General features: G+C 40.7%; 22 protein-coding genes. 6 read left to right on the top strand and 16 right to left on the bottom strand.

From position 1 onward, the window contains the following. Positions 1-27: 27 nt before the first annotated feature. The 6 genes from IQ244_RS23670 to IQ244_RS23645 all read right to left on the bottom strand — a co-directional run bounded on the left by IQ244_RS23670 (position 28) and on the right by IQ244_RS23645 (position 3,668). Positions 28-417, bottom strand: coding sequence for a hypothetical protein (locus tag IQ244_RS23670; RefSeq protein ID WP_228059113.1), 390 nt, complete (start codon positions 415-417; stop codon positions 28-30). A gap of 31 nt (positions 418-448) precedes the next feature. Next, positions 449-784: a hypothetical protein gene (locus tag IQ244_RS23665; protein ID WP_193898517.1), complete on the bottom strand. Its 336-nt coding sequence runs from the start codon at positions 782-784 to the stop codon at positions 449-451. Positions 785-989: 205 nt separating this feature from the next. After that, positions 990-1,589 carry a hypothetical protein gene (locus IQ244_RS23660; protein ID WP_228059112.1) on the bottom strand — a complete coding sequence of 200 codons (600 nt, stop codon included), beginning with the start codon at positions 1,587-1,589 and terminating at the stop codon, positions 990-992. A gap of 296 nt (positions 1,590-1,885) precedes the next feature. Further along, positions 1,886-2,446 (bottom strand): hypothetical protein, encoded by a 561-nt coding sequence (locus tag IQ244_RS23655; RefSeq protein ID WP_193898515.1) that lies wholly within the window; start codon positions 2,444-2,446, stop codon positions 1,886-1,888. A gap of 118 nt (positions 2,447-2,564) precedes the next feature. After that, the gene (locus tag IQ244_RS23650; protein ID WP_193898513.1) at positions 2,565-3,230 is read right to left on the bottom strand and encodes a hypothetical protein; all 666 of its coding nucleotides are present in this window, start codon (positions 3,228-3,230) and stop codon (positions 2,565-2,567) included. Between the two features lie 81 nt (positions 3,231-3,311). Beyond that, on the bottom strand, positions 3,312-3,668 hold the full coding sequence (locus IQ244_RS23645) for a hypothetical protein (RefSeq protein WP_228059111.1): 357 nt from the start codon (positions 3,666-3,668) through the stop codon (positions 3,312-3,314). A 232-nt stretch (positions 3,669-3,900) separates the two neighbouring features. Between IQ244_RS23645 and IQ244_RS23640 the strand changes: the two genes are divergently transcribed. The 3 genes from IQ244_RS23640 (at position 3,901) to IQ244_RS23630 (ending at position 7,574) form a co-directional block, all read left to right on the top strand. Further along, the gene (locus tag IQ244_RS23640) at positions 3,901-5,583 is read left to right on the top strand and encodes a hypothetical protein (RefSeq protein WP_193898511.1); all 1,683 of its coding nucleotides are present in this window, start codon (positions 3,901-3,903) and stop codon (positions 5,581-5,583) included. Between the two features lie 34 nt (positions 5,584-5,617). Next, on the top strand, positions 5,618-6,481 hold the full coding sequence (locus IQ244_RS32685) for a KilA-N domain-containing protein (protein ID WP_228059110.1): 864 nt from the start codon (positions 5,618-5,620) through the stop codon (positions 6,479-6,481). 505 nt (positions 6,482-6,986) lie between these two features. Further along, positions 6,987-7,574 (top strand): hypothetical protein, encoded by a 588-nt coding sequence (locus IQ244_RS23630; protein ID WP_228059109.1) that lies wholly within the window; start codon positions 6,987-6,989, stop codon positions 7,572-7,574. 59 nt (positions 7,575-7,633) lie between these two features. Here the strand turns inward: IQ244_RS23630 and drmB are convergent, their stop codons facing one another. From drmB to IQ244_RS32680, 7 genes are all read right to left on the bottom strand, one after another. Next, positions 7,634-9,544 carry a DUF1998 domain-containing protein gene (gene drmB, locus IQ244_RS23625; protein ID WP_193898509.1) on the bottom strand — a complete coding sequence of 637 codons (1,911 nt, stop codon included), beginning with the start codon at positions 9,542-9,544 and terminating at the stop codon, positions 7,634-7,636. 41 nt (positions 9,545-9,585) lie between these two features. Next, positions 9,586-13,035 (bottom strand): helicase-related protein, encoded by a 3,450-nt coding sequence (locus IQ244_RS23620; RefSeq protein WP_193898507.1) that lies wholly within the window; start codon positions 13,033-13,035, stop codon positions 9,586-9,588. Further along, a complete protein-coding gene (locus IQ244_RS23615; RefSeq protein ID WP_193898505.1) occupies positions 13,028-14,590 on the bottom strand; it encodes a hypothetical protein in 1,563 nt (520 codons plus the stop codon). The genes IQ244_RS23620 and IQ244_RS23615 overlap by 8 nt, the downstream gene beginning before the upstream one ends. Next, complete coding sequence (locus tag IQ244_RS23610) at positions 14,587-15,615, bottom strand: hypothetical protein (protein WP_193898503.1); 1,029 nt, start codon at positions 15,613-15,615, stop codon at positions 14,587-14,589. The genes IQ244_RS23615 and IQ244_RS23610 overlap by 4 nt, the downstream gene beginning before the upstream one ends. 348 nt (positions 15,616-15,963) lie before the next feature. Next, positions 15,964-16,224, bottom strand: a complete 261-nt coding sequence (locus tag IQ244_RS23605; protein WP_193898501.1) for a hypothetical protein — start codon at positions 16,222-16,224, stop codon at positions 15,964-15,966. A 12-nt stretch (positions 16,225-16,236) separates the two neighbouring features. Then, positions 16,237-16,983, bottom strand: a complete 747-nt coding sequence (locus IQ244_RS23600; RefSeq protein ID WP_228059108.1) for a transposase — start codon at positions 16,981-16,983, stop codon at positions 16,237-16,239. 49 nt (positions 16,984-17,032) lie between these two features. Beyond that, on the bottom strand, positions 17,033-17,353 hold the full coding sequence (locus IQ244_RS32680) for a transposase (RefSeq protein WP_228059107.1): 321 nt from the start codon (positions 17,351-17,353) through the stop codon (positions 17,033-17,035). 504 nt (positions 17,354-17,857) lie between these two features. On the opposite strand from IQ244_RS32680, the gene IQ244_RS23595 reads away from it, so the two are divergent. Both IQ244_RS23595 and IQ244_RS23590 read left to right on the top strand, forming a co-directional pair. Further along, complete coding sequence (locus IQ244_RS23595) at positions 17,858-19,780, top strand: CHAT domain-containing protein (protein ID WP_193898499.1); 1,923 nt, start codon at positions 17,858-17,860, stop codon at positions 19,778-19,780. Between the two features lie 27 nt (positions 19,781-19,807). Further along, a complete protein-coding gene (locus IQ244_RS23590) occupies positions 19,808-20,458 on the top strand; it encodes an RNA ligase family protein (protein WP_193898497.1) in 651 nt (216 codons plus the stop codon). Between the two features lie 82 nt (positions 20,459-20,540). On the opposite strand, the gene IQ244_RS23585 is transcribed toward IQ244_RS23590, so the two are convergent. The 3 genes from IQ244_RS23585 to IQ244_RS23575 all read right to left on the bottom strand — a co-directional run bounded on the left by IQ244_RS23585 (position 20,541) and on the right by IQ244_RS23575 (position 26,549). After that, positions 20,541-21,743, bottom strand: a complete 1,203-nt coding sequence (locus IQ244_RS23585; protein ID WP_193898495.1) for an AIPR family protein — start codon at positions 21,741-21,743, stop codon at positions 20,541-20,543. Positions 21,744-21,866: 123 nt separating this feature from the next. Continuing rightward, entirely contained in the window at positions 21,867-26,075 is a 4,209-nt protein-coding gene (locus IQ244_RS23580; protein ID WP_193898493.1) for a DEAD/DEAH box helicase, read from the bottom strand. A 252-nt stretch (positions 26,076-26,327) separates the two neighbouring features. Next, a complete protein-coding gene (locus IQ244_RS23575; RefSeq protein WP_193898491.1) occupies positions 26,328-26,549 on the bottom strand; it encodes a DUF2811 domain-containing protein in 222 nt (73 codons plus the stop codon). Positions 26,550-26,563: 14 nt separating this feature from the next. Between IQ244_RS23575 and IQ244_RS23570 the strand changes: the two genes are divergently transcribed. Then, a complete protein-coding gene (locus IQ244_RS23570) occupies positions 26,564-26,824 on the top strand; it encodes a hypothetical protein (protein ID WP_193898489.1) in 261 nt (86 codons plus the stop codon). Positions 26,825-26,841 lie beyond the last annotated feature (17 nt).

The raw sequence follows: 26,841 nt of genomic DNA, 5'->3' as shown, positions 1-26,841 counted from the left end.
ACTGAGTTATGCTATTTGCAAAGTCAATTAACCAACCAAATATCGAACCACTTGCGGATCTATCGCCGCAATCCGCTTTCGCATCGACTTTGGAGGGTTCTTGAAAAACTGTTTCAAATCCCGACTTTTGACTTGATAACAGCTAACAGAACGTTTTTTTGCTTTCAACCAACCTTGCTTTATCCAGTAAAGAATCGTGCTTGGATGTAGACAAAGATTTCTGGCAATCTCACTACAACTGTAGTTATCGAGTGTGGGGCGTGTAGAATACCCCAAAGCATAGAGCTTATTAGCAATAGCTAATTCTGTACGATGAAAACCGCGTCTTTTGAGGCGAAAAGCTATTTGTTTTACTGTGTGTGTTTCTGCCATTTCATAGAGAGTTGCTAGTTCCGGCTCAGTCCATTTGATGCTCATAATTTAATCCCTGATATTCAATACTGATTGCTTATGTTTCTACCGCCCGTGCTTGCTTTAATTGCTTGTACTCGTCCCAATTCCTGGGATTGTGGCGTGATAACATTGCTTCTTCAAAATCCCAATTCTGAGAACTTTCATCAAATAACTCAATCGCCGCATCAAAACCGCATTGCAAAAATCTGATGTACGATTCCTCAGACCAAAGAATTGATTGAGCAATTGCTATCAAAAGATTGAGATTTGTTTCACTTGCTGCACCTTCTTTTTGCAGCCAATCAATTGTGGTTAGTAATTGTTGTTTGGTAGAAGCCGCAGTTGATTCTGGCAGTGCAGCGATGGGGGTAAATCCTATTAGTTGTTTCATGTATTTTGTATTCATTTGGGAATGAGTATCATTGAATACTTGAAAATAATGAGTATGCCTTGTATTTTGGTAAACACTTTTTAACTGTTTATTTGCTGTACTGTAAAAATATCGAAACTACGATCACTAGCGTTACCTCGTCTCGTTATGAGAGCGGGGTTTTCACATCAGCAATTGAAAACCCCATGAATTAACGAGTTTTTAATTACCGTCTTTTACTCGGCACAACTGCCTGATTCTGCGGTTGCAATGATGCCCGTGCCTCTGCTTCCGAAACTGCTGGTAGTGCTGGTCTAATTTCTGCATTTAACGCCCAACGCTCGTAAGTCTCGTTTGTAACCCAGTGAATAGTTGCCCCCGATTCTGCACCAGAGCGAATCATTTCAGCAGCTTCCAGTGCGTCCTTTTCAAAATCAGACTGTGGGTTACGGTAAGACCACTGAATAAACCAATACGTACCTTTTGCCCCATCAACTTTTTGGAACTCAGCAGCAAAGATATAGTTTCGTAACACTGAAGCGATCGCACCGTAGCAGAAATCCCTTGGATCTCCCGGCATTCCTTCTTCGCACCATTGCTGGAATGCACGATGCGCGAAATGGTTGTACAGCCCTGCAAACGAATCCTTACTCCGGCGGTGCATCAGAAAAGAAAGCAGCATTGAGGCTGGCCCTTTAAACTGGTCTTTGAGTCCACCAGTCACAGGAATCACCCACAGTTCTGTAAACGCTTCATTGGTGAAGTTCTCGTTAATTGTCATGGGGCGGTCAGGACGTGAGATGGCGATGTCAAAGACAAGCCGCAAAGCGTCTACGCAAAATCCGCCTTGTTTCCTTTGAGGTATCCGCCCTGTTGTGCTTCCAGATTGTCAGCTTGGGAGGACAATCGAGAAGAAATTGCCCATACTCCTTAGCGCAGTTCGCTTGCAGCTTGGGTTGGCTGGGAGGAATAAGAAAAACGCTGTTGTTGATTTTGAGGGTTTCCATATTTGGTGTTTGTGTTGGTGAATACTACGGTGTGGTGATGTTTGTCGTAATGTGGTGTCTGAACAATCTCGCACTTTCTCCTAAACCGCCTGGAGTGACATTCAGGCGATTATTTTTAGCCCTGATCAGAAATTTCTAATGCAGGACTTTGGCTCGGTTCGAGTTCCAATTCCAGATAAGAAAGCGCAGTTTCAGCATCGCCAATAGTCAGGTCGGGCTGATATCCAAGTGTTAGATAATCAGGGTGTTTAGCAATTTCTTGAATGAGGAACTTTGCACCATTAACCAAATCGTGTAGAGATGGATAACGCGTTTCTTGGGGCTGTTGGGTGGTTTCTTCAACTGTCGAGTTAGCAGCTACGAAACTTACGCCAACTGCGTTCAATTCGTGCTTTAATGATTCAACTTGGCGCAAATAGCTGTTAATTTCTGCCTCTAAAACGGTCTTTAATTCCTGTGGTGAAAGCAGTTTTATTTCATCCTCAAGCTGGGTTTTTTCATCTTCATGATTCTTGTCAAGCAGCATAATATAACGCCACCCCGCACCATATTCTTCAGCTAAATATGTGTCCTCGGCGTAATACTTGAGTCCGATTATTTGTCCACGTTCTGTCCGTTGTCCAAAAGTAAATCGAGGGTAACGCCAACCCGGAGGAATTGAGATGGTGGGTTCCATGATTGTATTGATGAAGAGATTGGTATAATTGATTACGTCATTGGATGAGTTGGAGTGCAGGGTGCAAGGAAGTGAATCTTTCCCCTCTGCTCCCTGCTCCCTGCTCCGTTTCCTAGTGCTACGCAGCTACGAACTCCGCACTATCCAGCAGATGCTTTAACTCCCCAGATGGCATTTGCTCAAGCGGTCTGTACTGCAAGTATTCATCAAGCGCATTAGCAGCAACTAAAAAACCATCTACTGACAGCCACCAAACTGCATCTGAAGCTGAATCACAGAAGGTTTTCTTTGACTGAACATCATCAGCACGGATGAACCACCATTTACCATCGGTCAAACCAACTTCGCCCAGTTTCTCGCCGTTGGAGTAAATGCCGTCATCATCAAGGCAGTAGCCATACTTCTCGCACTCGTCGAAAATCTGTACCATGATTTCGTTACCAGTTGTAGCGGCTGGGGTTTCTGGTTCTTGTACTGGTAAAGTGCCATCTTTGTGATGTGTGCAGATGTAGCGGTAGCACCTACCCCAAGCATCAGCGCGAAATTCTTCTTTGTTGTTGACCATCACCAGCCATCTTTGCGTTACAAAATCACGGTGATCGTAGGTAATTTGAGCTATTAATTGACCGTTGGCGTAAATCTCGTGGTTGTAAAAGTCGATTCCAAGGCTAGTGTATTCTTCAGGTGCGATTGTCTGGGCTTGGTCAGCAATGTACTGATTGAGTTCTGTTTGAGCTAGGGTTTGCTCATCTACTGCTTGCTGTCTATATATTGTGTAAGGCATAATAGAAGTCCTTATCAAAGGGTAAAAGGCGATCGCAATGTTTCTCAGGCAGGCGGTCGTCTTTGTTTTTGTACTTCTATTTTAGCTACTACTAGTATCTAAGTCAAGCGGATCTATAAAATTTGTTGGTGCTTCTATTTCAAATAAAGGCACTAACTCATCTACTGGTATTTCTAATACTTTACACATCTTTATTACTTTTTCTAAAGCTACTGTTTGAGCAATATTATTTTTACCACTATCGCCTAGAAGCTTTTTAGTATAAGCAATAGATATTCCTTCTAACTCGGCATCTACTAAAATTTTATGGACTTGATACGAAGAAATCTCTGTGCCAAATTTTGCTTTGAGTAAAGCTTTCAATAGCTTTGCTCTCCCTTCTCCCCAACTGACATACGGTGCGGCTGATGCCAAAATCAGCATAATTTTTTGCCCCATTTAGATACTCTCAGTGCTATATTAACAGCAGTGGATACTAAAAGTATCCGTTCAAATTGAAAGCGATCGCCCGCCTGGAAGCACTGCGATCGCTTCGCTCAATCTATTCAAAAAAAGTGAGCTAATTATTATGCTGACACAATTTTGGCATGGTCTAAAATCGGGCTAGATGCTCACTTTGGCGTTTATGACATCCTTAGCTGTTTCTAGCACCCCATAGTGAGCAATCATCATGCTGACACTAGACCGCGAAACAACATCACCACCAAGCTACAGCATTCTCAACAGCAGCATCAAAGAAACCTTCACGGCTATAGACCGCTTCGAGTGGCAAGCCGTTGATGAGATTCTCCAAATGCGTGACAATCAGCTTTATCGTGAAGCTGGCTATCAAAGTTTTGAGGAATACTGCCAAGCTGAGTTATCCGCCTGGGGTGGATACCGCCGAATCAATCAACTGCTGGGAGCCAAGAAAGTTAAGGATACAGCCGATGAATTGGGGGAACACATCAAAAACGAGCGTCAAGCCCGTTCGTTAATGCGATTAGTCAAGGAACCAGAGAAACTGAAGCAAGCCGTTACGATCGCGCTCTCTGAAAACCCCTCACCCAGCGAATCAGACTTTGCCGCAGCTGCAAATAAAGTAGTTCCTCGTCTGCCACGGCAAAAAAGTCAGGAACCAATGGTTCCTAAAATTGAAGAACCAATTGTTTCTCAAATCCAGGAACCACTGGTTCCCCAATCTGCCAAAGTCACGGTTACATCACCAACTCATCCAAGACACGGGCAATCAGGAACCATCTCAGCCGACCCACCCAATCAAAGACAGCAGATTGTCACGTTTGAGGATGGTAGCAGAGAACTGGTCAACAATGCGGATTTGAGTAAAGAAGCAGTTGAGTCATTTATCCCTGAGCGAACTTACCCCAAAGAGTACGCCGAAGCGATCGCCCAACTCAAACAACAGCATCAGCAGGAACTTGAACGACTGGAGCAAGAATTGAGGGTTGGACTGCTTTCAGAAGCAACAGTCCAAGCTGAACAACAGGTACAAGAACAACTGGCCGCTTTACAAAACCTGTTTCAGCACCAGCAAAAAGAAAACATCCAGCTACAGCAACGGCTTTTCGAGTTGGAAGGGCTAAGGCAGTTAGAACTGGAGAACCAACGGTTGCAAAAACGGATTCAGGAACTAGAAAATGCTGTACAAGAACGGCCTGCCCAACAATGGGAAGAAACGTTTACCAAGCAAGCAACCAAGGCATTGAACAAAGAGGTTAAGCGATCGCTAGATAAAACAATTGATCTGCGATCGCTGGCACAGGAACCACCGAGAGAAAATGCTCAGGAGTGCTTGCGGTTGATGGGTATTGCCTTGGGTAATCTGGCTACAGCCATGAACAATACCCAAGCATTAGAAGCTGCTGCAATCATCCTCGGTAGTGAACCAACACCGAGCGCGATCGCATATCGAGCCGAGCAATTGCAACTACTACCCCAAGCAGTTAGCGATATTCGGGCTGTGTTGTCCAAGCCTGGGTGTAGCTGGTGGGACTATTTAGAGGTCGCCCAAGAATACGAGGTTATCAAAAACGACTACTGGGCAGAGTTGACCCCACAAGAGACGGAGTTAATTGCTGCCCTTGAGAAAGCCGAATCTTCAGCAATTACGGAACCATTGGTTCCTGAAGAAGCCCTTACCGAGTCTGGTTCTTCTGATGACGAAGTGATGGGGCTTGGGTCTGTTGTTGCCCATGCCGACATTTACTGTGCTTTGTACAACGCTAAAGGTGAAGTCATCGAAGACATGGGTGATGAAGTCTGGGTGGCTTGGTATCACTGGAAAGACAAGCCCAAGAAGACTGACCGCTACTTCAAGGACGAGTTGCGGTTCTGGCAAGAAACAAAACAGTAAATAAAACTCGCGCTCACATCTCTAAAAGGACTGAATGCAGCATGGCTCAACTGCTGCTGATATTTTCATGCGCCAAAAATTAGAGGAATTGATTATGGATGCAATTACATTTCAAATTCAGGACGAATTAGGATTTTGCACCCGCACTAACGACGGGGTAAGCGGCATGACCGTAACTGCATTGGCTAATTTTTGCGGTGTAGACCAACCCGCCATTACCCAATTGCTCAACAAGATTCGTGATTCTGACCCCATAACAAACGATTTATCAGAATCGCTGAAACATTTAGCTGGTAATGACTGGAGGCTCATAACGAACGATAGCCAAAATAGCTTGTTCGTGATTGACGAACTTTGTCATGCAGTGCTGGAATACTACGCGATGGATGCCCGGAAATATAAAGGTAAACAAACCGCAGCTAACAATTACCGTATGGTAGCCAGAGCCGGAACAAGGGTATTTATCTGGTCACAAACTGGCTATACTCCGCAATCACTTAACACTGAACAGTTAGCATTGCTCCAAGCTATTCCGGCAATGCAACAGGCGATCGCTCAATTGCAAGCCCAAGTTCAAACCCTGTTGCCCCCATCATCTGACTTTATTCCACCAGGATGGAATGAGGATGTATGGCGAAGTCTACCCCCGCAAGATAAACGCCATTTCCGGTTTTTGTTCCGTCGCCGCAACTTTCGACCATCTACAAAAAATGAAACCTTGGCTTTACCTGCTGTGAACACTGAACAAATGAAGCAGAGGCAACGCGATGAAGTAGCGCGATTGATTGGTGAAGTATCGCCCGAAGAGAAACAGCAATTTCAGGCAGCTAAACGCCAACAACTTCGAGAATTTTGGTCACAAGCCCCAGAAGAAGACCAAGAAAATATGCCGTTTTAACCCTGCCAGTTTTGACAAATATAGAAGGTGAAATATGAGTAGCATTGCATCTACTGAAAGGTTTTCTATCCTGGTAATATTGCGCCGGGAGTATCTTGATATCACTGGTAACTTCTGTGCGGCCAAGCTGATTGAGTATTTCCGGCATTGGACAAAGTGGAAACAGAAGAACCACCGTACTGCTTGGATATACCAGCCCCTCAAGAAAATCTATCGTGACCTAATGGGTGAGCATAGCCTTCATGTCATCCGAAGTGCGATCGCTCTGCTTGACGAGATGGGCATTATCTCCAAGCAGAAGAATCCCGGTAACGGTCAAGATCGGACATGGCAGTATAAATTCAACTTCGATGTACTGAATAAGCTGCTGGAACATGGCAGGTGCAAAACTGAACATTCGACGTTCGCTGTAGAACAATACCACAGATCCCATCCAGAAGTTTCAAAGCCACAACAACACTCTGCTGTTGAGCTTGAACAAAATGAGGACTTGGAAAGTGAGAATTTGGAATGTGATCAGGAAGGGGTTTGTCAAACCCCAGAATCAGAGCTACCCGAAATTACTCACTTCGTTGAAGACATAGAACCCCTTGACTCGACTACCGAGACAGATACTCATGAGGATCGTTCTTCCGCCGCTCCGGTTAAGTCGAATTTTTGTGATGAAGATGCTGGTGATGATGATTGCGCTTTTGACCGTGTAGAAAAATCAATACAGCCCAGTAAACACGAGATTCAAGAAGTGCTGCAACAGTTACGAGAAATACCTTGCACTCCGCAGTTTCGACTCAATGCAGAGATTCAACGTACGGTTAGGCGGTGCTGGGAAAATGTACCGGGAGCGATCGCTTATTTGAAAGAGGCGATCCGAACTTGGAAAGGAATCAAGTCGCCGGAGGCTGTGTTTGTTGCGGCTTGTAAGGAAGGCAGGAAGCCGGAATCTGCACAGGTTCAATCTGCTGTGAAGGATTGGTTTGAGTGGGCGAGACGGCAGAGGATTGTGATTGCGATGTCGGGGGAAACTGTGTTCACGCCGGATGGTGAGGCGGTGGCAGTTGCGGAAATGATGCGGCGGTTTCCGATGGGGGAGTGAGAATGTTGGATTTGCCTAAAATTTTGAAATAAGCAAGTAAAAAAGAGGTAAAAATCAGTTTAAGGAGTCCGGGTAAAAAATCCGATGTTTCGATTCTTAATATCACCAACAACCACACCTCGATCCAAAAAACGATTGAACTCTTCACAAGCTGTTTCAGGAACTAAAGCGCAGCTGTGGCAAGCTGCCAAGTTACATGAATCTGGTCCTTGTCCCCCGCTTTCGCCAACTTCCATACATACAGGATCAGCAGAACACCAACTAGCAGCCTCCAGTAAAGAGCGCACTACTGGCTCAAAATTATCAGGTTTACCCATTCTGACAAGTCCTCCCATTGTGCCTTCAGAATCACCAGCAGCAGTGTAAATAAGCACTCCAGCCATTGGTGCATCAGGGTTATCTGAGACATAGAGCCTTTCTCTCAGTGCGGCTGAACTGTAACCACACTCAAAAGTCAACCTATTCATCAGCAAGTGAGCAAATGTGTGTAATAGGATAAATCGTGGTGTGATAGAGCGTTTACGTAAATGCCTTTGCTCCTGTATTTTTTGATAACGGTCTACTAGGGGCTGTATTCTGGAGTAAATTCCATTGCCGTGTTTCTGTAACCACTGTCGGAGGCGGCTTTCGTTAAATTCAATAAATATGCCTTCACCATAAACAACGTAAGCGGGTAGCCATGAATCTTTTTGCAGTGGCTTACGCCATAAAAGAGATTGTAATTCTTGTAAAGGTTGATCTGTTTCCGGTAATATGCGGGTAAATCCCGTTAAAACTCTGGTCTCTTTCAGCTTATCAACCAACATAATTTTAGAAAAATAATCCGCCATATCGGGTTGATAATCACTTAGTTTTATCGTCCGTATTTTAAGATTATCTTCTCGACGCTCAGTTCTCAAAACATTAAATTCTTGCCGACGAAAACTTGTTTCTGGGTCATCCCCTTCAACATCATCGTAATTAATGTTGGCATCTTTATCTGATAAAATAATTTTCAAAGCAATTTTTATATCTTCATTCGAGAAATCTTGCAGTAGTAGAGGACGATCCTCTCGGAGAACTTCAGGTGTGATCTCATCACCCAATCTCAACAACCTCTCAATAAGTTTGGAAAGCGGTGGTTGCTCCAAAAGAGAAACAAGTTCTCCACCACTACCTCTTTGCAGATAAATTGCGCTGCGTGTTTGTGCATAATAAACGTTGGATGCACTTCGCAACGCACCCCGTAGCTGATGGTCAGAGCAGTGTTCACTATCTTCTGTACCCAACCAAGGACGTTTACACTGACAATAAAAAAATAAAGAATCACTTTTATCTATCAAGTTATTACTCTTATCTACCAAGTTTTTGCTGAGTCTTGTTTCATCACCATCAACTTCCGTAATTCCTCCGAGAGAACGTTTAGCGCCACACTCACACCGGACACTCAAACCGGCAAGGGTTGCACTTCCAGTTCCCACCAGTCGCAGTGCTTTATCGCAAGTCGGTTTAACTGAGCGATGCACCCATTCTCGCCAGGGAAAATCTTGGATATGGCCGCGATCGCACATAGCGATAATCGGAACCTGTGCCATGTATTTAGTTTTTTTCTTACTTTCACATTCTGGGCATTTAACCTTACCACGGGCAGTCAGAGGAAACTTTTGTAGGTGATCGCAACCAGGACAAAAATGCCATTGGGGAAAACGTAAAAATGGGACAGTTAAATAAGCATTAAGCACCCCATCGCCTTTGTTAGGTTTTCTAAAGTCCGGGGGTAAGCGAAAATGTTCCACTCCCAGAGACTGGGCTAAACGCCATTCATCTACTCTAAATTCAGATTTATCATCAGCTTCGCTACCATCTTTTTCACTCTTGTACCAGTGATCAAGTCCAGCTGTAATTAAAGATGTGCCATCTCTTACCACCACCATTGCACCTACACCAAAAGGGGCAATCAACTGAGCGCGTCTTATTGGACCTTTAGGCATTTTCTTCTGCTCCTTCATTTAAGGAATGTGGATTAAATAACTTACAATTCTAAGTAAAGCTTAGTAATCTCTGCCTGACATTCTGCGTCTACATTTCTCATTGACATCGGTGTAGACCAAGAATAACGTTGCCATTCTGGACTGGCATAATCTCCTGCTGCCCTCAATAGAGGTATATCAGTAGTATCTCTGCCCTTTCTCTCCCAGCTTATAAGTTGCCGATTCTTCCATTGAGAAGCCCGTTCCTCAAAGACCTTCTCAAAATTATCTACCTCAGCTTCGTCAATTAATTGAATGCGAGGAATCAAAATTTCTCGTAGCTGTTCTATAAGATTTTTTGGGTAAGGATAGGGTGTTTGAACTGTTTGTTGCTCACCAGTTTGCCTCACATAAGTTGCCATAATAGCGTGTAACGCTCTATCTAAAACTGGTGGAGAAAATGGAGTAATGCTAGTTGGTTCAACTTGAGCATAAAGCTGTTGGTGATAACTACGAAACTTCTCAAAATGGGATCTATCTCTTGGTCTTGTGGGACTATATAAAGTAACTACTAAACCTGGACGTTCCCACCACCGACGACCAACACGACCAGTTACTTGGATATATTGAGAAGTTGTCTTGGGCTGACCAACTACAGCCATCAACGATAGTCTGTCGATATCAACTCCTACTTCGATAATATTAGAAGCTAAACATACATCTATAGGTTGTTGATTATTGGTATTGTCGCATCTAACTTCTAGTTTACTAATAGATTCAGGAACCTTATCGCTGCGTATTCTTCCAGTTAATTCCAAAATATGCCACAGACGACGCGTTTTATCTTTGTCTAAACCAAACCTGTTTTTGATTACTCTTAAATAACCAGGAATATCTGACTGTAACAGTGATAAAGTCGTTCCTAATTCCTTGAGACTGCTAAAAAATAATAGTAATGTCCACCACGGATCTTTTTCCTCTGGAGTAAGGAAAACAGGTGCTTGTAAAATAGCAGCAAAAGTACGCATCTGGGCAGTTTGCAAAGACCTCAAAACAGGTGCGTGGACACCTACATAAACTCTACCCCGTTCCAATGTTCCATCTAGATTATTACGAGCATAACGTGAGAAAAAAGAATCCTCAGCGTCAATTCCTGGTGGTGGAAATAACACGACATCTACACGTCCATAAAGTGCTTTTACTTGGTCAGCATAGCGGCGTATGGTTGCTGTAGAACAGACAATTTTGGGTTTAATTTCTTGTCCATTGCGTCTGTCAGTACAAAGCTCCTCTATAACAGTTTCATACAATCCGACAACTGAACCAAGAGGCCCAGAAATCAAGTGTAATTCATCTTGAATAATTAAAGCTGGTGGAGAATTTTCTCTCTCACCATCTGCACCAATTCCAAATAAGGCTCTTGCTTTTTGTGCGTAACTCCAAGCTAGTCCTGCAAATTTATCTACCGTGCCAATAATTAAAGAAGGTCGTTTTTCATAAATATCCTCATCAATTACATAAACTGGCAATCCAGTATTGTGGAATTCACAAGCATTGTCAGAACACTTTAAAACAACAGTTCCACGGCTTTGCTGATAACCGAGAATATTCAACGCTTTTGGCATACCCGCAAGTTTTCCTGGATAACGCCCCATCTGGGCGTTACACCAAGGACATTGGCTGATAATGAAAGGATTTTCTGCCGATGGGTCACTCTGGAGTTTGTTTAACTTAGATACTGCATCTGTTCGATTATTTGGAGTAGTTTCTCCACCTACCCAAATACCAATAGAAAATGGTTCTTTCCCTAGTTCTGTCTCATTTTGGCGGCGTAGATATTCCATCGAGCAAATCAGCGCAGAAGCTCGTTGAAACTGTTGTGCAGTTAACAATCTCAGGGTATATCGCATTAAAACATTAACGCCTACATCCGCTGGATTTTTGAGGCGGCGCATGAATAAAGAAAAAGCTGACAAGCCCAAATATGCCTCAGTTTTACCGCCCCCAGTAGGAAACCAAATTAATTCAACGGTGCTACGTTCTGGAATTTCTCCCTCAGATGTTGACTGTATAGACATCAGTAAAAAGGCTATTTGAAAAGCCCGCCATTTGCCACGATTGCTATTAGTTTTTAGAGGATTAGGGGCTTGATAAGTCGGATTAAAATTATATCTTTTTGCTGTAGAATCATAGTTAGCCTGACGCAAATCGCGGCTAGAAATTTGCTGTAGTAATATAGCATAATTAGTCAGTTGAAATGCTCTTTTAGCTTGGGCATTATTTTGTAAGTAATCCAGCCCATTCCTCATCCTTTCAGCGGCTCTTGTACATTCTTCTATATGCCAATTAGCAGCATCTTGATATTCTGCCTCAAGAGATGAAATTTCAGCTTCTTTCAGTTTAATCCACTGTTCATAACGGCTCACAACTTCTGACAAAGATGCAAAACCATCATCATCTTGTACTAACCCTGCCAAGGAAGCCATTGGTACTTCTATACCAATATCAGGAGTAATACTTGGGGTTTCAAAAGTAGGAAAACATTCTGCTGTTACAGTTTTAACTCTACCAGCAATAGATTCTTTATCCCAATCAGCTGCACAACCATGTCCTACCGCGTAGGTTTCCATTTTGCGGTAAAGTAGCGATAGAGAGCGTTCTTCAAGATGATGGTAAACATCTGGTTTAGGATAAGGTAATATATGCCCCTCACCCTTTTCGGAAACAATAGTTACTGTAAAACCTGCCTGAAATAAACAATTTTCATCTCCAGATCCATCTGTACGATTAATTAGACAAACGGTTAATAAACGTATGCCTTCTCTGTTTTTTGGATCTGGTCTAGAGAACACCTCAATATTAAGTTTTAGTCCATCTATTGCTGAAGTTCTAACCAGCTTTCTCTCTTTTAGTCCGCAGAGTTCTTCAGCAGCAAACTCCGCTGTAAAATTTACAGGATTACGCAACCACCAAGTTCTTTCATTTCCACCAACTTTCACTTTTTTCTGATAATAACGACCGCAATCAGAAATTTTAATTACTAAAACTGATTTTTCTGGAAACTCTGCTAAAAAGCTTATCCCCATGCTACTGGGTTGAGATGCGTTAGCTGCTGATAAGTTAAAATCATCTGCATTATCTTCAGATATTTCAGATATCTGTTCTTTAATTTTATCAAGACTTTCCTTCACCTCATCTGTAATAATCTCTATCTCTTCTTGCGGATTATCTTGAGTCTGATTTTTCTCTAAATTTGTTGATGTTAAATCCTCATTTTCTAACTTTATATTTAATGGATAAAGGACTCCAACACCATATCTTATTCTGGGTGGATCTCTTTGTAGAATTTCTTCGCCATTATCTTGTCTCCAGGGATCATAGAAACCTTCTTTATCAGAATTGAAAGTAATTTCACCAGAACAGTTTCTTGGTTTTCCTTGCGGTGAAGGTCCTACAAGCTCTTCTCGCAGTGCTTGAATAATTTTGTCTCTATTTTCTATATGTTCAGTCATGGGTAAATTCACCATCTATTTGAAAGGGATATGCAATTTTTGAAGAAGGAAGCATAATTACTTCTCTATTAATATCCACTACCCGAAATGCAGTCATGCTACCACCATCTGCTTCCGAAAGTTCAAAATCCATTTTGCCTATTTGCTCTAGCTTTTGTAAATTAGAAGTACGAACTTTGTGTAGAAGTAATTTACGAATATTTTTACCAGCTTGACAATGAGCGCAGTGAATTGCTTCTGCGGCTTCATGAAACTCTTCTAATCTATCTCCTAAGCCAACAAAAGTTAATATTGCGTTAAAATCTTCTTTATCTTGGGGTTTGATATTTCTGTTAGACATCCAATTACGAATATTTTGCTCTTGTTTAGACATTTTGGAACCTAAGTTTACTAACCTCCAGCTAATATCGCGTAAACTGCTCGAACTAACTTGGTTCTTGAGACGAGTTTTCCAAAGTTGTTGTAATTCTCTAAAATTTCGAGCTTGTTCTCCTAAGATATGATTGGCTAATGAAATGATATAGTCACCACCTCCATTCGTGCGGAGAATAATAAACATTCCTGTTTCAATATCAGTAACCGATTCTTTTTTTACCTGTGATTCACCATCTTCTACCAAATCAATTACCAGTGCTTTAGTATTAGCATCAAGGAAAACAGCTATTTCTCCCTCTAATAAAAATAAGCGTGCTTCGATACTTTCTTCATCGTCAATGGATGACGGAAAAGTAGAGATTCTTTTAGCCACCTGTATCCAGTTTATGCTGGGAGGAATAATTTCATCTGGATGAAGATGGTCTTCTTGAAAGATATCGGTAGTTTTTGTATTTACATCTTCTGTGTTACAAATCGGCAAATAGATAAAATTTGATTGTATTACATTATCTGGAGAGGCTATAAATACTGGCTTAGGCTGCCATCTATTTTTTATCCAACTGTAGTGAACTATGTCTATTTCATAGGTTCGTGGCGCAGTAAAAATGTAATCAGGAAACCAGCCTGTTGCACCTATAACAACTAATCTTTTATGACAACTATTTGTGCGTAACTGAGATGGTGCTAATATCAGATTTTTGTTGAGTTTATGGCTTGCAGATAATACATTTTCTACTGCGGGAATTAAATATGATTCTTTGATAACTAAAGAGTTATTTGGGTAATTTTTTTCTATAAAATCTAGCAGTGGATTATCATCAGATTTTGATAAATCAACTAGAAGATTGAATATTTCATTTGCTGCTGAGGCAAAGTATTGATACATAGATTGGCAATTTTTCAACTGCTTTTCTAAAGATTTAATAGTGTCTGGCTGAGAAGCTATGGGATGGTTAAATGGCAGCGGTGCTGCACACAATTTAAATCGATACTGTCTCAAAGGTCGCAAAAAATTTTTCCAGTAATCTTCCTCTGCATTTTCGCCGAGTAACTGTTCAAATTTTTTCAAGGACAGGCAAAAAATCCGAAATTTATGATGCTCTAACCGATTTTGGTAGATATTAGCACCACTGCTACATGAGTAAATTTCATCTACCGTTGATAACGAAATATAAGTCATTGACAAGGTTCCTGATAAACGACCATTTCTACACCAGAAGGAGCAGGAATAATATTCGGTATTTCTTCCCAATTTTGACGATTTATATAGTCGGTGTCGATAATATCTACTGCTTCTTTAAAATGGGGTTCTGTACGTTCAAGTAAAATTATCCAATGGGAATTACGCCAGTCATCACGCCATTTAATAAAGCCAGTTGCGCCATCGAATATGGTTACATGAGGTACTAATCCATCTTTCGTTTTTGGAGTATCACTACCAGATGATGATAATATTTCTGACCGATAAGCCTGACCTTCTGATAAAAATTTACGTACTCGTAAGATATCCTGTAAAGATCCTATTTTCGATTTAGATGGTAATGAAAAACTCGCAAATGGTATTTCCAATATTTCACTTTTGAGAGTGTTAATACGTCCAATAACTGCACAATCTAACCGAGTTTTTGTGGTGAATTCACTCGTATGAGCTTTACCGATTACACCATCAAGAAAGTCATTAGGAGTAATAATATATCTGCCAGATTGCTTTTTAGGAAGACTAATATTTGGCTTCTGTGCAATTGCTACATTATGGGATTGCTTAACAGATACCAGATTAGTTAGACCCCCACTACTTTTGTTTTCTCTTTGGATTCGCAGTCGCCTTTCACCATCAGTTTCATCTATACCTTGATAGATACCCTTATATCTCCTATTGCAATCATAAAAAACAACTGATGTACCTTTTGGTAACTTACACAGTTGTTCAAAATATCTATTGCTATCAATCCGTTCAGTGGGAACAATAACTCTCGCTTTCACAACACCTAATGCTGCTAAAGCGGCGGCATAATTCCTAGTAGGAATAGCAAGACCTACAACTAACCGATTTTTTAAAATTTCGGCTTGTGCAACCCAGTCCCCTAAATTAATAAAAAAAATTGCCCAGTTTGGCAGAGGAATTAACTGGTTAAAATCATTAATAAAATAGAGATTAGTCTTGTTAAATCTAATTTGTGTCTGCAAAGGAGCTATTACTGTCATAAATTAATAAAAGACTTAAATAATATGTATTATGTTTATGATTTGCATATTAGCGGTTAATATCGCTTTATAATATAATATACATCCGTTTTAATACAAAATAGACTGTAATTATACTTAAACATAAAATTTTTGTTATGTTTAAGCAACATAGTATTTAAACTTAAGCAGAATCAAAAACCTTTGCTAAAAACACCTTTGCTAAAAACTTGCTGTTTCCGTGATGCGGCTTAGATTTCAGCGTTAGCGAATTATTACAGAGATTTGTGAAAAAAGAGGAATTTGTATTTACACTTGTACACAATCAGACTTAGCCATTACGCTCAACTAAGAAAGGATTGCGCTATCTCATCTCTGGAAACCTGCTGCTTGCTTTTGATTTCGTTCGATAACCTCATCAAGCTTACTATTGGCAGTCTCAAAATCCCGCAATACTTCTGGAGTTAATTTGTTAACCTGCACTTGACCAGATTTGACAACTAGAAATTGTTCGCCGTTTTTGTGAGCGATCGCCAAATTTTTGGACTCAAAATTCAGAGCCAAATCGTAAATTTTACCAGTAACACGGACAGTACCATCATTTCCAAGCTGACCTATATTTGATGCCAACTTCTGGGAAACTCAGATCTTGCACCTGGAAATAGTAATGTCAATTCCGTGACTAAGTGCTAGAGGTCGAAGACGTTCAATATCAAGTAATAATAGAGACAATAATAAAACAGGGAAGAAAGTGGAAAGAGCAAGAAAAGCAGCTTGACCCCAATCGAGAGTATGAGGATAATATCGAGCTAAATAAGTCCAATGTGCTAAAAAAAAGGCAGTCAAAGATAAGATTAACCAACGATAAATGCCCAAGAGAGTACATTGTCCAAATTTGTCTAAACCAAAGCGATGTTTAGCAGTTTTAAACCATCCTTCTATTTGCCAACGTCGTTTACCCCACCAATTGATGGTGCAAGGCTTGAGGGGTGTTATAGAAATAACATATCTCTTCAAAAACACACCTTTATCAGTTTTAAAATAATACCAAGAAACAGAAACAGTTACATTTAAACCAACTAGTCTAACTTGCTGTCCGCGATGGTACAAATCCTTGACTGAACGACCATCAACCAATTTACGATTACAACCAATCCCCAGAATAGCGTGGTATTTAAGTTGACGAATACCATGAATAAATTCGACTGTACCAAAGGCAGTATCAGCCAGGATTTTTACCTGAAATGGTCTAGTAAGTCGTTTCGGTAAGCGACGTACCATTTTCAAAGCTAATTGAGCCGGAGTTGTTGTACCTTTACCTCTCCAGACTCGAAAATTCCAAGGAATACGCCACTGTCCAACAACTAAATACAAGACAACTAAATGCAAGCCACGTTTGTGATTTTAAACAGTAATTAAGTGGTTAAAAGTCTTAAATTTACCCGTTTTTTCTAACGTAGTTAGAAAAAACAATGACTTGTAAGAATGGTTTCCGTCCTAGTGTAGATTGGTTCAAAATAAGTTCAATCACGAAGGCGCGCAGATGACGAATTATCTGACGAGTAGACCAATTATAATGATTCAAAAATCGGCTTAAAGCACTTTCTGATTTAGTTTTACTGTAATGTGGTAAAGGTTTTCCTTGAGCTTCGAGAAATAATCCCAGCATTGCTTCTAAACTATCTCGTTGATAGTGAGTGGGCATCAAAGCTAGGATGGTGTACATTAAAGAATGGGCGTGGGCAAGAATTGTTTCCATTGTTCTTGCTGTTTATATTGTTTAATACGCCCTTTTTCGCATTTTTACTGATCAATTTAAATTATCTCTGTGCAGATTTAATTACTGCTTGTTTTGTGTATGTTAGCAGTCAATTTATGTATCTTATCTGTTATTTATTATCTCAGTACTTTGATTTGCTTATTCAGATTTGGATGTGATTTTTATTTCATCTTCTTCGGTTAATACTGTCTCTTTTTATCAGGTGCAAGATCTGAGTTATGCTTTCGTTACCCAAGTCGTGAACGAGTGCGGCTTGGTGGTATTTCATGAACTACCCACCCTGACTTTATTGAGGGGAAAACTTTTGCGTGTCGTTAAAAATGTTGCCAGAGATTCTTGCTGATAGACTTCAGGATCACTATCATGGTGATGGAATCGAAAGTACCTCATAATAAACGCTGACATATTAGCACTTCGTCTGCTGATTCTAAGATTTTTCAGCTATGTATTGAGTTTTATGAATATCTGTATTTACTTGTATAAATGTACAAATTTATTTTAATAACGATAATTAGTGTTACTGCTGCTGTTTCAATATCGATTAAATATATTGAAATAGCATTTCCTATCACTCAAGCATTAGCGCAAATACCAAATGATCAACAAGCAAAAGCATCACGCTTAGTAGATCAAGGTAATCAGCAACTAGAACAAGGTAAATTTGAGGAGTCAATTCATTCTTTTCAAGAGGCTCTCAATATCTATCGAGAAATTAAAGACCAAAGTTATGAGGCGATAACCTTACAAAATCTAGCAGATGCTTACTCTATTTCTGGAAAAAATTTAATAGCTATTGACTATTATCAAAAAAGTTTATACTTGGCGAGAAAAGTTGAAAACCTTTCATTAGAAAGGGAAGCTTTATTTCGATTAGCTGAATCTTATGAACTCATAGGCAATACAAATCAAGCTGTAAAAGCTTACGAGAAACTTTTACCGTTTTTAGCAGAGAACTCCGCTCGTTACTATGGTGGAACATTAGGACGGTTAGGTAACTTACTGCTCAATACTGGTAAAGTCAAAGAATCGCAATTAAAACTTTTAAATGGAATTAAAGTTATTGAGAATGGGCTAAAAAACATTTTTGCTAATTCAGAGTTATCAGATATATCAAAAGTTTTTGTCCGTGACAGATATGAAGCACCATTTATCACTTTACAGCGCGTATTCATTGCTCAGAAAAAGCCAGAGGCTGCTTTAGAAACTGCGGAATGGTCAAAAGCCAGAGTATTAGTAGAATTAGTAGCATCTCGTCTGTCCCAAACGAATCATCAATTCGAGCCGCCACAACCGCCTAAAATTAAGCAAATCCAACAAATAGCCAAAGAGCAGAATGCCACACTAGTGGAATATTCAATTATTCATCGTCCCTTAATAGTTAAAATTCCCGGAAAAAGGGAATGGCAGGAATCAGAATTATATATTTGGGTGGTTAAACCCACAGGCAAAGTTACTTTTCACTCTGTTGACTTAACAAAAAATCAAAATGAAAATCACCTAACTTTAGACCAACTAGTCAATAAAATACCTGTTTCTAGCACTCATGAATGGAGTAAATATTTAAAGCAATTACATAAAGTTTTGATTCAGCCAATTGCTGCCGAATTACCGAAAAACCCCAATGAACATATAGTTTTTATTCCTGATGACACTTTGTTTTTTGTTCCCTTTGCTGCATTACAAGACGAAAATGGCAAATATTTGATTGAACAACATACTATTCTAACTTCTCCTTCTATTCAAGTTTTATCACTGACTCACCAACAAAATGAAAAACTTAAACAAACTGTTCTGAACGATGTATTAGTAGTAGGTAATCCTAGAATGCCAAAAGTAGCCATTAGTCCTGATGAAATTCCTCGTCAGTTAGAGCCTTTGCCATTTGCTGAGGTAGAAGCCAATAACATTGCTAGACTATTTAATACTAAAGCAATTCTGGGGAAAGATGCCACTAAAATCAATGTTTTACAGCGGATGAAAACAGCACAAATTATTCATTTGGCAACTCATGGATGGGCTGAAGATCAAGGAGGATTAGGAAGTTGGATTGCTTTAGCTCCCTCTACTGGAGATAATGGTTTACTCATAGCCGAGGAAATTCTTTCTTTAAAGTTGAAAGCCAAGTTAGTCGTTTTAAGTGCTTGTGAAACAGCAAGAGGTTCACTGACAGGAGATGGTGTAGTTGGATTATCGCGTTCTCTGATTGCTGCGGGAACACCCAGCGTGATCGTTTCACTATGGAATATTCCTGATGAATCAACTGAGTTAATTATGACCGAATTTTATCAACATTTTCAGCAAGATCCTGATAAAGCACAAGCTCTACGTCAAGCAATGTTAGTCTTAATTAAACAACGTTATCTTCCTTTAAATTGGGCAGCATTTACACTAATTGGTGAACCATAGAACACCGATTCACTAATAAAACACAAGATGGTAAGAGTACAGTTAGTTTATCCGAAAATCCCAGATAGCAAAAACTGCCCTTTGGAACGGTGCATAGCTTTTGAAAAATATGATGGAACCAACTTACATTGGGTTTGGAATTTTGAACTTGGCTGGTATGCTTTTGGTACGCGTCGAGATCGCTTTGATTTGGATGAGCAGGGGATTGCACAATTCAATGCTGCACATCCAGGATTAGAAGAAGCTTCTGATATTTTTAATAGAGAGTTTGCCAGTGCTTTAGAAGGAGTATTTAGAGAAAATAAGAACTATCAATATCCAGAAATTACTGTGTTTACTGAGTTTTTTGGGATGAACTCATTTGCAGGAATGCACAAGCAGGATGACCCAAAACAACTGCTTATTTTTGATGTACAAACCGATAAATATATTATTCATCCCGAACAATTTCTTCAAGATTTCAGTAAATTTAATATTGCGCGTGTTGTTTATCGCGGTAAGCTAACTGGCAAATTTATTCATGATGTTCGTGAAGGTAAATATGATGTAAACGAAGGAGTGATCTGTAAAGGAGGAAAAAATATTAATAGCCTCTGGATGGTAAAAATTAAAACTTATTCTTATCAGAAAAAATTACAGCAAGTTTTTACAAATGATTGGCAGTCATACTGGGAATAAGGTTTGCACTCACGCCTTTCTACTGAATCTGTTGGTGCATTGTGAGCAGGAAATCCTAATGCACCACCAAATTTTTATTGCCTTAATTCACCAGCTTCAATTCTTCATGCTTGGTGTTTGACCCCACCATCTTAATCAACTGCTGATTTAGGTAGCTTTGCGCTGAAACATAAACGTTATCCCAAATCACAGGATTCCGGCAGATTTTACTCCCAACAGTATTACCTGCTAATTTTTCCGACACCAAGTATTTTTTGTAATAGTTGTTCCACAGATGTTGTAAAAAATCCTCGGCAAACTCATCGAAAGGAATGATCCAGTTATACTGTTCATCCAAAAATACCCGATAAGCAGCAACAATAGGCATGGCAATATCAGCAGGTGCAGCAAACCCAAACGAATATCGGCTATCCGGCAGCAGCGTATTCTTGCGCGGGTCGATTGAGGCTAAATCAACAACACCCTTTCTTCTGGGCTTGGTGATATGTTCTTCGATTATTTGAAATAACCTTTGCTCAATCCACAACCCTTTGGGCAGTAGCGGTAACAGTTTCGACAGTCTTTGTCTTTCCGCCTCACTTAAGGATGGCGTATTGCTGACAGGTGGGTGCTTGGTTCTGCTTTTGCTGTCTGGGTTGTATTTATTCCTGTCCAGACAGTTCATCAACTTAATGAGATGGTTGACATTGCACTGGGGGCTTTTGGGCGCACCGCTTTGGTTTTGGTAGTAAGCAATGCGGAATTTGGTTTTTTCCTCTCGCTCCAGTTGAGTTAAAAACTGCTTCAGGAATTTATAATCACCCCTAGCGTTAACTTTAGAACGAGCATCCACCGGGGCAGAAGTATTAGAAGCCAGGGCGATGTCTTTGGCTTCATCCTCACTTAGCCCAATGTGGATTGTGACTTTGACTCTGGCTTCGGTAAGGTCGTACTTGTATTCTCTTGCCTGTTGAAAGGCTAAAACCGTATGCCCCCCATTGATAATGCCATCGCTACCACCTTCAGATGCTTCCAGTATTTCTAGTTCAAGCTGTGTCTTTTTACTGTTGGGCTTGACCTTGTTGGCACACAGCACGATGCCGCTATGCCTGGAGAAGAATTTGTCAGGCTCAGTGGTTAAGGAGTCAAAGATTTGTCTATACGTTGAGCTTTTGCGGTTGGGTTCCCGAATATTTGGCTCTAGTGGCAGGTCAGAAGGGAAACTGTCAACGTGAACGGTAGCGATAATGCAGTGGGGGTTTGCATTGAAAAACTGGTCTACTTTCAAAGCCCAATTTTTTGGCATAGTTTCTTTGGTGTGGGGAGTGCAGTTGATATTAAAGAAGGATACAAAATTCAGGAGTAAATGACCAAGCCCTGCAAACTCAAAACTTTTGTTAAAGGGTTACAAAAGCCTTTGCTTGGTAGACTAACTATTAATCAACTCTAACAACGCCTCTGTTGATATCTTGCCACTCATATCGGAGCCCTCCAAAAGACTATCCGCTAAATCCCGCTTACGGTGATGCAGTTCCACAATCTTGTCTTCAATAGTATCCTTAGCCACCAAGCGATAAATTGTGACTGGGCGTTGTTGCCCAATGCGGTGGGCGCGGTCTGAAGCTTGGTCTTCTACTGCTGGATTCCACCAGGGGTCTGTATGAATGACATAATCAGCGGCAGTAAGATTGAGTCCAGTACCCCCAGCTTTGAGACTAATCAGAAACACATCACCATCCCCAGCTTGAAAGGCATCTACGCTTTTTTTTCGTTCTGCCATTGAGGTACTGCCATCTAAGTATTGATACTTAATACCTTGTTGCTCCAGAAAATCGCGGATGATGTGCAAATGATCAACAAATTGACTAAATACTAAAGCTTTATGGCGATTTTCTAGAAGTTCGTCCAGCACCTCACCAAAAAGTTGCAATTTGGAACTAGATAAGGCAGTATCAGGCATAACGAGGCTGGGATTACAGCAAGCGCGACGCAGTTTCATAATTTCTGCTAAAACTTGCAAATGTTTCTGTCCTGCATCGGCATTGCTTTCGTTAAGTTTAGATATAGCTTGACGGCGCAAAGCTTCATAGAATGCCTTTTCTTCTGTACTCAACTCCACATGAAGCAGAATTTCAGTTCGGGAAGGCAATTCTTCTAATACCTGATTTTTGGTGCGGCGTAATAAGAATGGTTGAATCAGTTTTTTCAATTTATTACGCGCAAGTTTATCTTGATATTTTTCAATGGGGGTAGCAAAGCGTTGATTGAAACTTTCAAAAGAACCTAATAACCCAGGATTAATAAAACGGAACAAATTCCACAATTCACCTAGATGATTTTCAATCGGAGTCCCAGTAGTCAGCAATTTAAAATTAGATTTCAAATTCATGGCAGCCTGAGAACGTTTAGTGTTCATATTTTTGATCGCCTGGGCTTCATCCAGGACAATCGTTTGCCATTGCACTTGAGCAAGCATTTGAGCAACTTCTTCTTGTTGCAATAAACCATAGCTGCATATCAACATATCCAAAGGTTGTAATTCATCTAACAACTTTTGGCGGTTAGCACCAGAGAATTGAATGATATTTAGAGTTGGGGCAAACTTTTGCGCTTCACTCACCCAATTCATGCACACAGAAGTTGGAGCAATAATTAGGGTTGGCCCCTGATGGGCATTTCTGAGGATGACAGCCAATGCCTGCACGGTCTTTCCCAATCCCATTTGGTCTGCCAAGCAAGCTCCTACACCCCAATGTGCTAGACGCGCCAACCAACAAAAACCTTCCATTTGATAGTCACGCAGTTGGGCTTGGAAAGTAGATGGGAGTTCTGCTTGGAGGTTTTGTACTTCCTTGAGGCGTTTGATATGTTCTTTCCAGTGTTTATCTGCTTTTACCTTACCGACTTCATCAACAAAATCTTCTAATCCTAATGTAGCCAAGGGGTGAAAACGCATCCCTTTACCATGTTTTTCCGAAAACATCCGCAATTCGTCCAGACGTTTGCGAAAAGCTTGAGTTAAAGCCAGAAATTGACCATCCCCAAGCGGAATAAAACGACTTGGGGTTTTCTCTAATAGTTCTAGTAGTTGCTGCATATCCAGCACTAGGTCGTTATTCAATTTCAATTCCCCAGTGGCTGCAAACCAATCTTGCTGACGTTGAATCGATAAATTAAAGTCTTTTAAGTCGGCATTGTGGCTAACACGCAGTTTTTCTCCTTGCGGCCATTCTATGACGACATTACTTCCCAATGCTTGCAGTTCTAGCAGCAATTCTAAACAGTCCTCTGGCTCTTTTATTGTCCATTCACCATCTTGTTCTTCATTGCGAGCCAAAGTGGCGCAGGCTGCTACAGCGTTTGCGGCAAGTTGTTTCTCTTGTAACAAATTTCGTCTGGTTTGTAGACGTTTACCATCAATCTCGGCAATAACAGTTTCACCACCTGTACCAGGACGATAGTAGGGGCCACCTTGGGCAAATGGGCGCGACAACATGGTAACTTTTAAGCCGGCATTGGCAGGCAAAAGGTGGATATGAGGGAATGTCTGGGCGGGGACAACTTCTGCTCCTTCTGCGCCACCACCAATGTCCGAATGCACGGTGACAATGCCAGAAACGGCATTAATGGCAGCCAAAACTTGTTTTTCGGCGATCGCCGGGACATTTAATTTATTATCTTTCCCCAGGATTTCTGCAATACGTCTGTGTTCGGCAGTAATTTCAATAACTTTGATGCGGGTTGGAGTTTCTTTGATATGCAGAATACTCTGTGATTCGATAATTTTGGGAGAAAATTCCAAGGTAAGAAGACCAAGTTTTTCTTTTTTAACTAGCAGTTCCGGTTCTCCCTTGACAATTTCTACACGGATATTAGGGCTATCTTCCCAAAAAACCAACGGGTGTCCAATTAAAGCAGAGATGGCTTTTTCCCCGAAAGTATAATCAACTTTGCCATAATAGCCCTCGCTATATACCTCAATACAACTACATACCCGCATATCTTGGGGGGTAATGTAATCAAACTCAGCTAATCCACTATTCAGACGCTTGAGGGCGATGGGGCGACCTTTACTCCATTCTCCTTTGGCATTTATTTTCTGTTCTTTTGGTTGCAAGACAAATCTACTGGGATAGAAGGTAATGAACCATGCTAAACGTAATTCTGATTCTGGTTTTCCTGGTGTTTGTGGTTCTTTCTGGAGATTGGCTAGGGCATTGAGGCACATTTCCCAAGCTTCTTGGGGTCGAATTAAGTCGATAATAGTTTGAATACCGCTATCTTCTCGCAGTGCCTCTGCCTGTTTTTGATAGTTACTACTAGGTTTGAGCCGGGATAGGAGTTCTGCGGTTTCCATTGCCAACCAATGATGCCCTGAAGTAAGCGCTCTCCGATATAATGGCTCTAATAAATTAGGTAAACGTTTTTTTGCAGCGTCGGCATCCATCCAGTAAAGGCATAGTGAGCAAAACAATGTTTGTAAGCTGTTTTCTTCTTCCACTGAAGAAATGTGAGAGCTAAGGACTAATTGTTTTTGAGTAAGATCACCTTGATGGACTTGCAGTACCATTTTCAGTCTGCCATAAATAAACCTCAGCCAATGATCTGATTGGCGGGACATCGCACTGGTGTACTCTTGTGCTTGCTGGAGGCTCTGCACTGAACCATCTTTTAACAGTGCCAGGATAAAAAATAAGCCCCCCATCGTATTAAAATACATTTGGCGTTTGCCTGTCGCTTTTCTCAGTTTTTTCAGGGCATCTGTATAATACTTAATCGCTTGTTCATTTTCCCCTCGGAGAAAACTTAACCAGCCCCAAAAGATAGCAGCGTTATGTTGATATTCATCCGATACCCGCTCCAGACATTCTTGTGCTTCTTGGGTACAACCCCGAAGCAACATTTGTTCTGTCAAAATCAAATGCAGATAATCTGAACAATGTTTCCCAGATGTAGAACATTCTTCTTCCAGCAACGTAAACGCATCTTCAGACACAGACAATTTTAAGGCTGAGTTGAGGAGGATACTAGATATCCCATTTTCATATAATCCTTGTGGTAAGGTGTTAAACCAATCAGCATCAAATGGGTTATTGCATATCTGCTCGAAGATATTTTGGATGACTATTTTTTCTTCGCTATCAGCATATTTCTCGTAATCTTCAATTTGCTGATTAATAAAATTAGTGTCTTGGCGATAAAAACCTATACGGATTTCCCGAATACACTCGCGTAAGCTGCGGAATATCCGAGCTTTTTTGTTCCAATGAGTCCGTATAGGTAACTTTTCTTCTACTGCTGTGACAAGAATTTCAAACTGTCCGGTTTTTACTGCATGACGAGTAGCAATTTCTGTGAGTAAAGGATGACATTCAGGACTTTGCCTGCCTGACTGCACTAGCAAACCTACTTTTAACAATTTATCAATTTGGGGACTAATGGTTTTAGTACCCCAAGGCTTATTGTTTTCATCTAAAGCACCCGTTTTACTAATACAACTCACGAATGAATTTTTATCTATCGGTGCATAAATTACCGAGAACAACTGGATAATCTTTTGGGCGCAAGGGTGTAACTGGAAGTATTTCTCAGTGAGTTGTGCTTGTAGTTTTGTGGGGTTAGATGCAATATTAGCCATGCGATTTATTTTGTTTTTGAAATAATGCCCTGAATTTATCTGTTTTCTCGCAATATTTTGGCAAGGGCAAAAGACACTTCTGGTGTATTAAAAATACTCATTAGATAATCTAGTTTAAAACCATTTTAGATATCAATTTTTGTTGCTGGACTAATAATTAGCTGCTCAATATTAAGCAGCTATTGAATCTATTTTAAAGGAACTTGTGACGTTATGCTACGCTCAATCACAGTGGGTTCCAGATGTTCTTCTTTAATGACGACGAAACAAAGCTTCTAAATAAACTTGTGCTACCCGGCGTTGTCCGAAGGAGTTGCCGCAGGCATCACTATCCGCATTCTGTAGCAGAAACAGTGAGACAGCTGCCGTTAATACGCGGTTCTCATCCCAATCAGGATGCTGCTGTAAGTAATCTTTGAGACACTCATGTAAGGTTTCGGGAATTTGGGTGAGGATGCTAACGGTTGTGTTCATAGGGTGAGGGCTTCTTGCAAGCGAATCAATCAGGACAACTAGCTCTGAGTGAAGCAGCTAATGGCTGTTTCCAAATATTCTTCAACTACTTAACTAAGTTTATACAGTTAGTTCTTGCAGTTTACAGAACTATAGAAGCTAGTCGAATTATTGTGCCGCCAGAAGGGGTGGGTTTGTCAATGCTACGAAATGTTAACTATCAGTACAGAAAAAATCAAAATTTACAAAAAGTGCAACTGTATACCAGAATTGAGAAAAAACAAAGCGACGGGTAAAAACCACATCGCTTTGC

This window comes from Nostoc sp. LEGE 06077 (assembly GCF_015207705.1).
Lineage (GTDB): Bacteria > Cyanobacteriota > Cyanobacteriia > Cyanobacteriales > Nostocaceae > Nostoc_B.
This window is presented reverse-complemented; position numbering and strand designations above follow the sequence as displayed.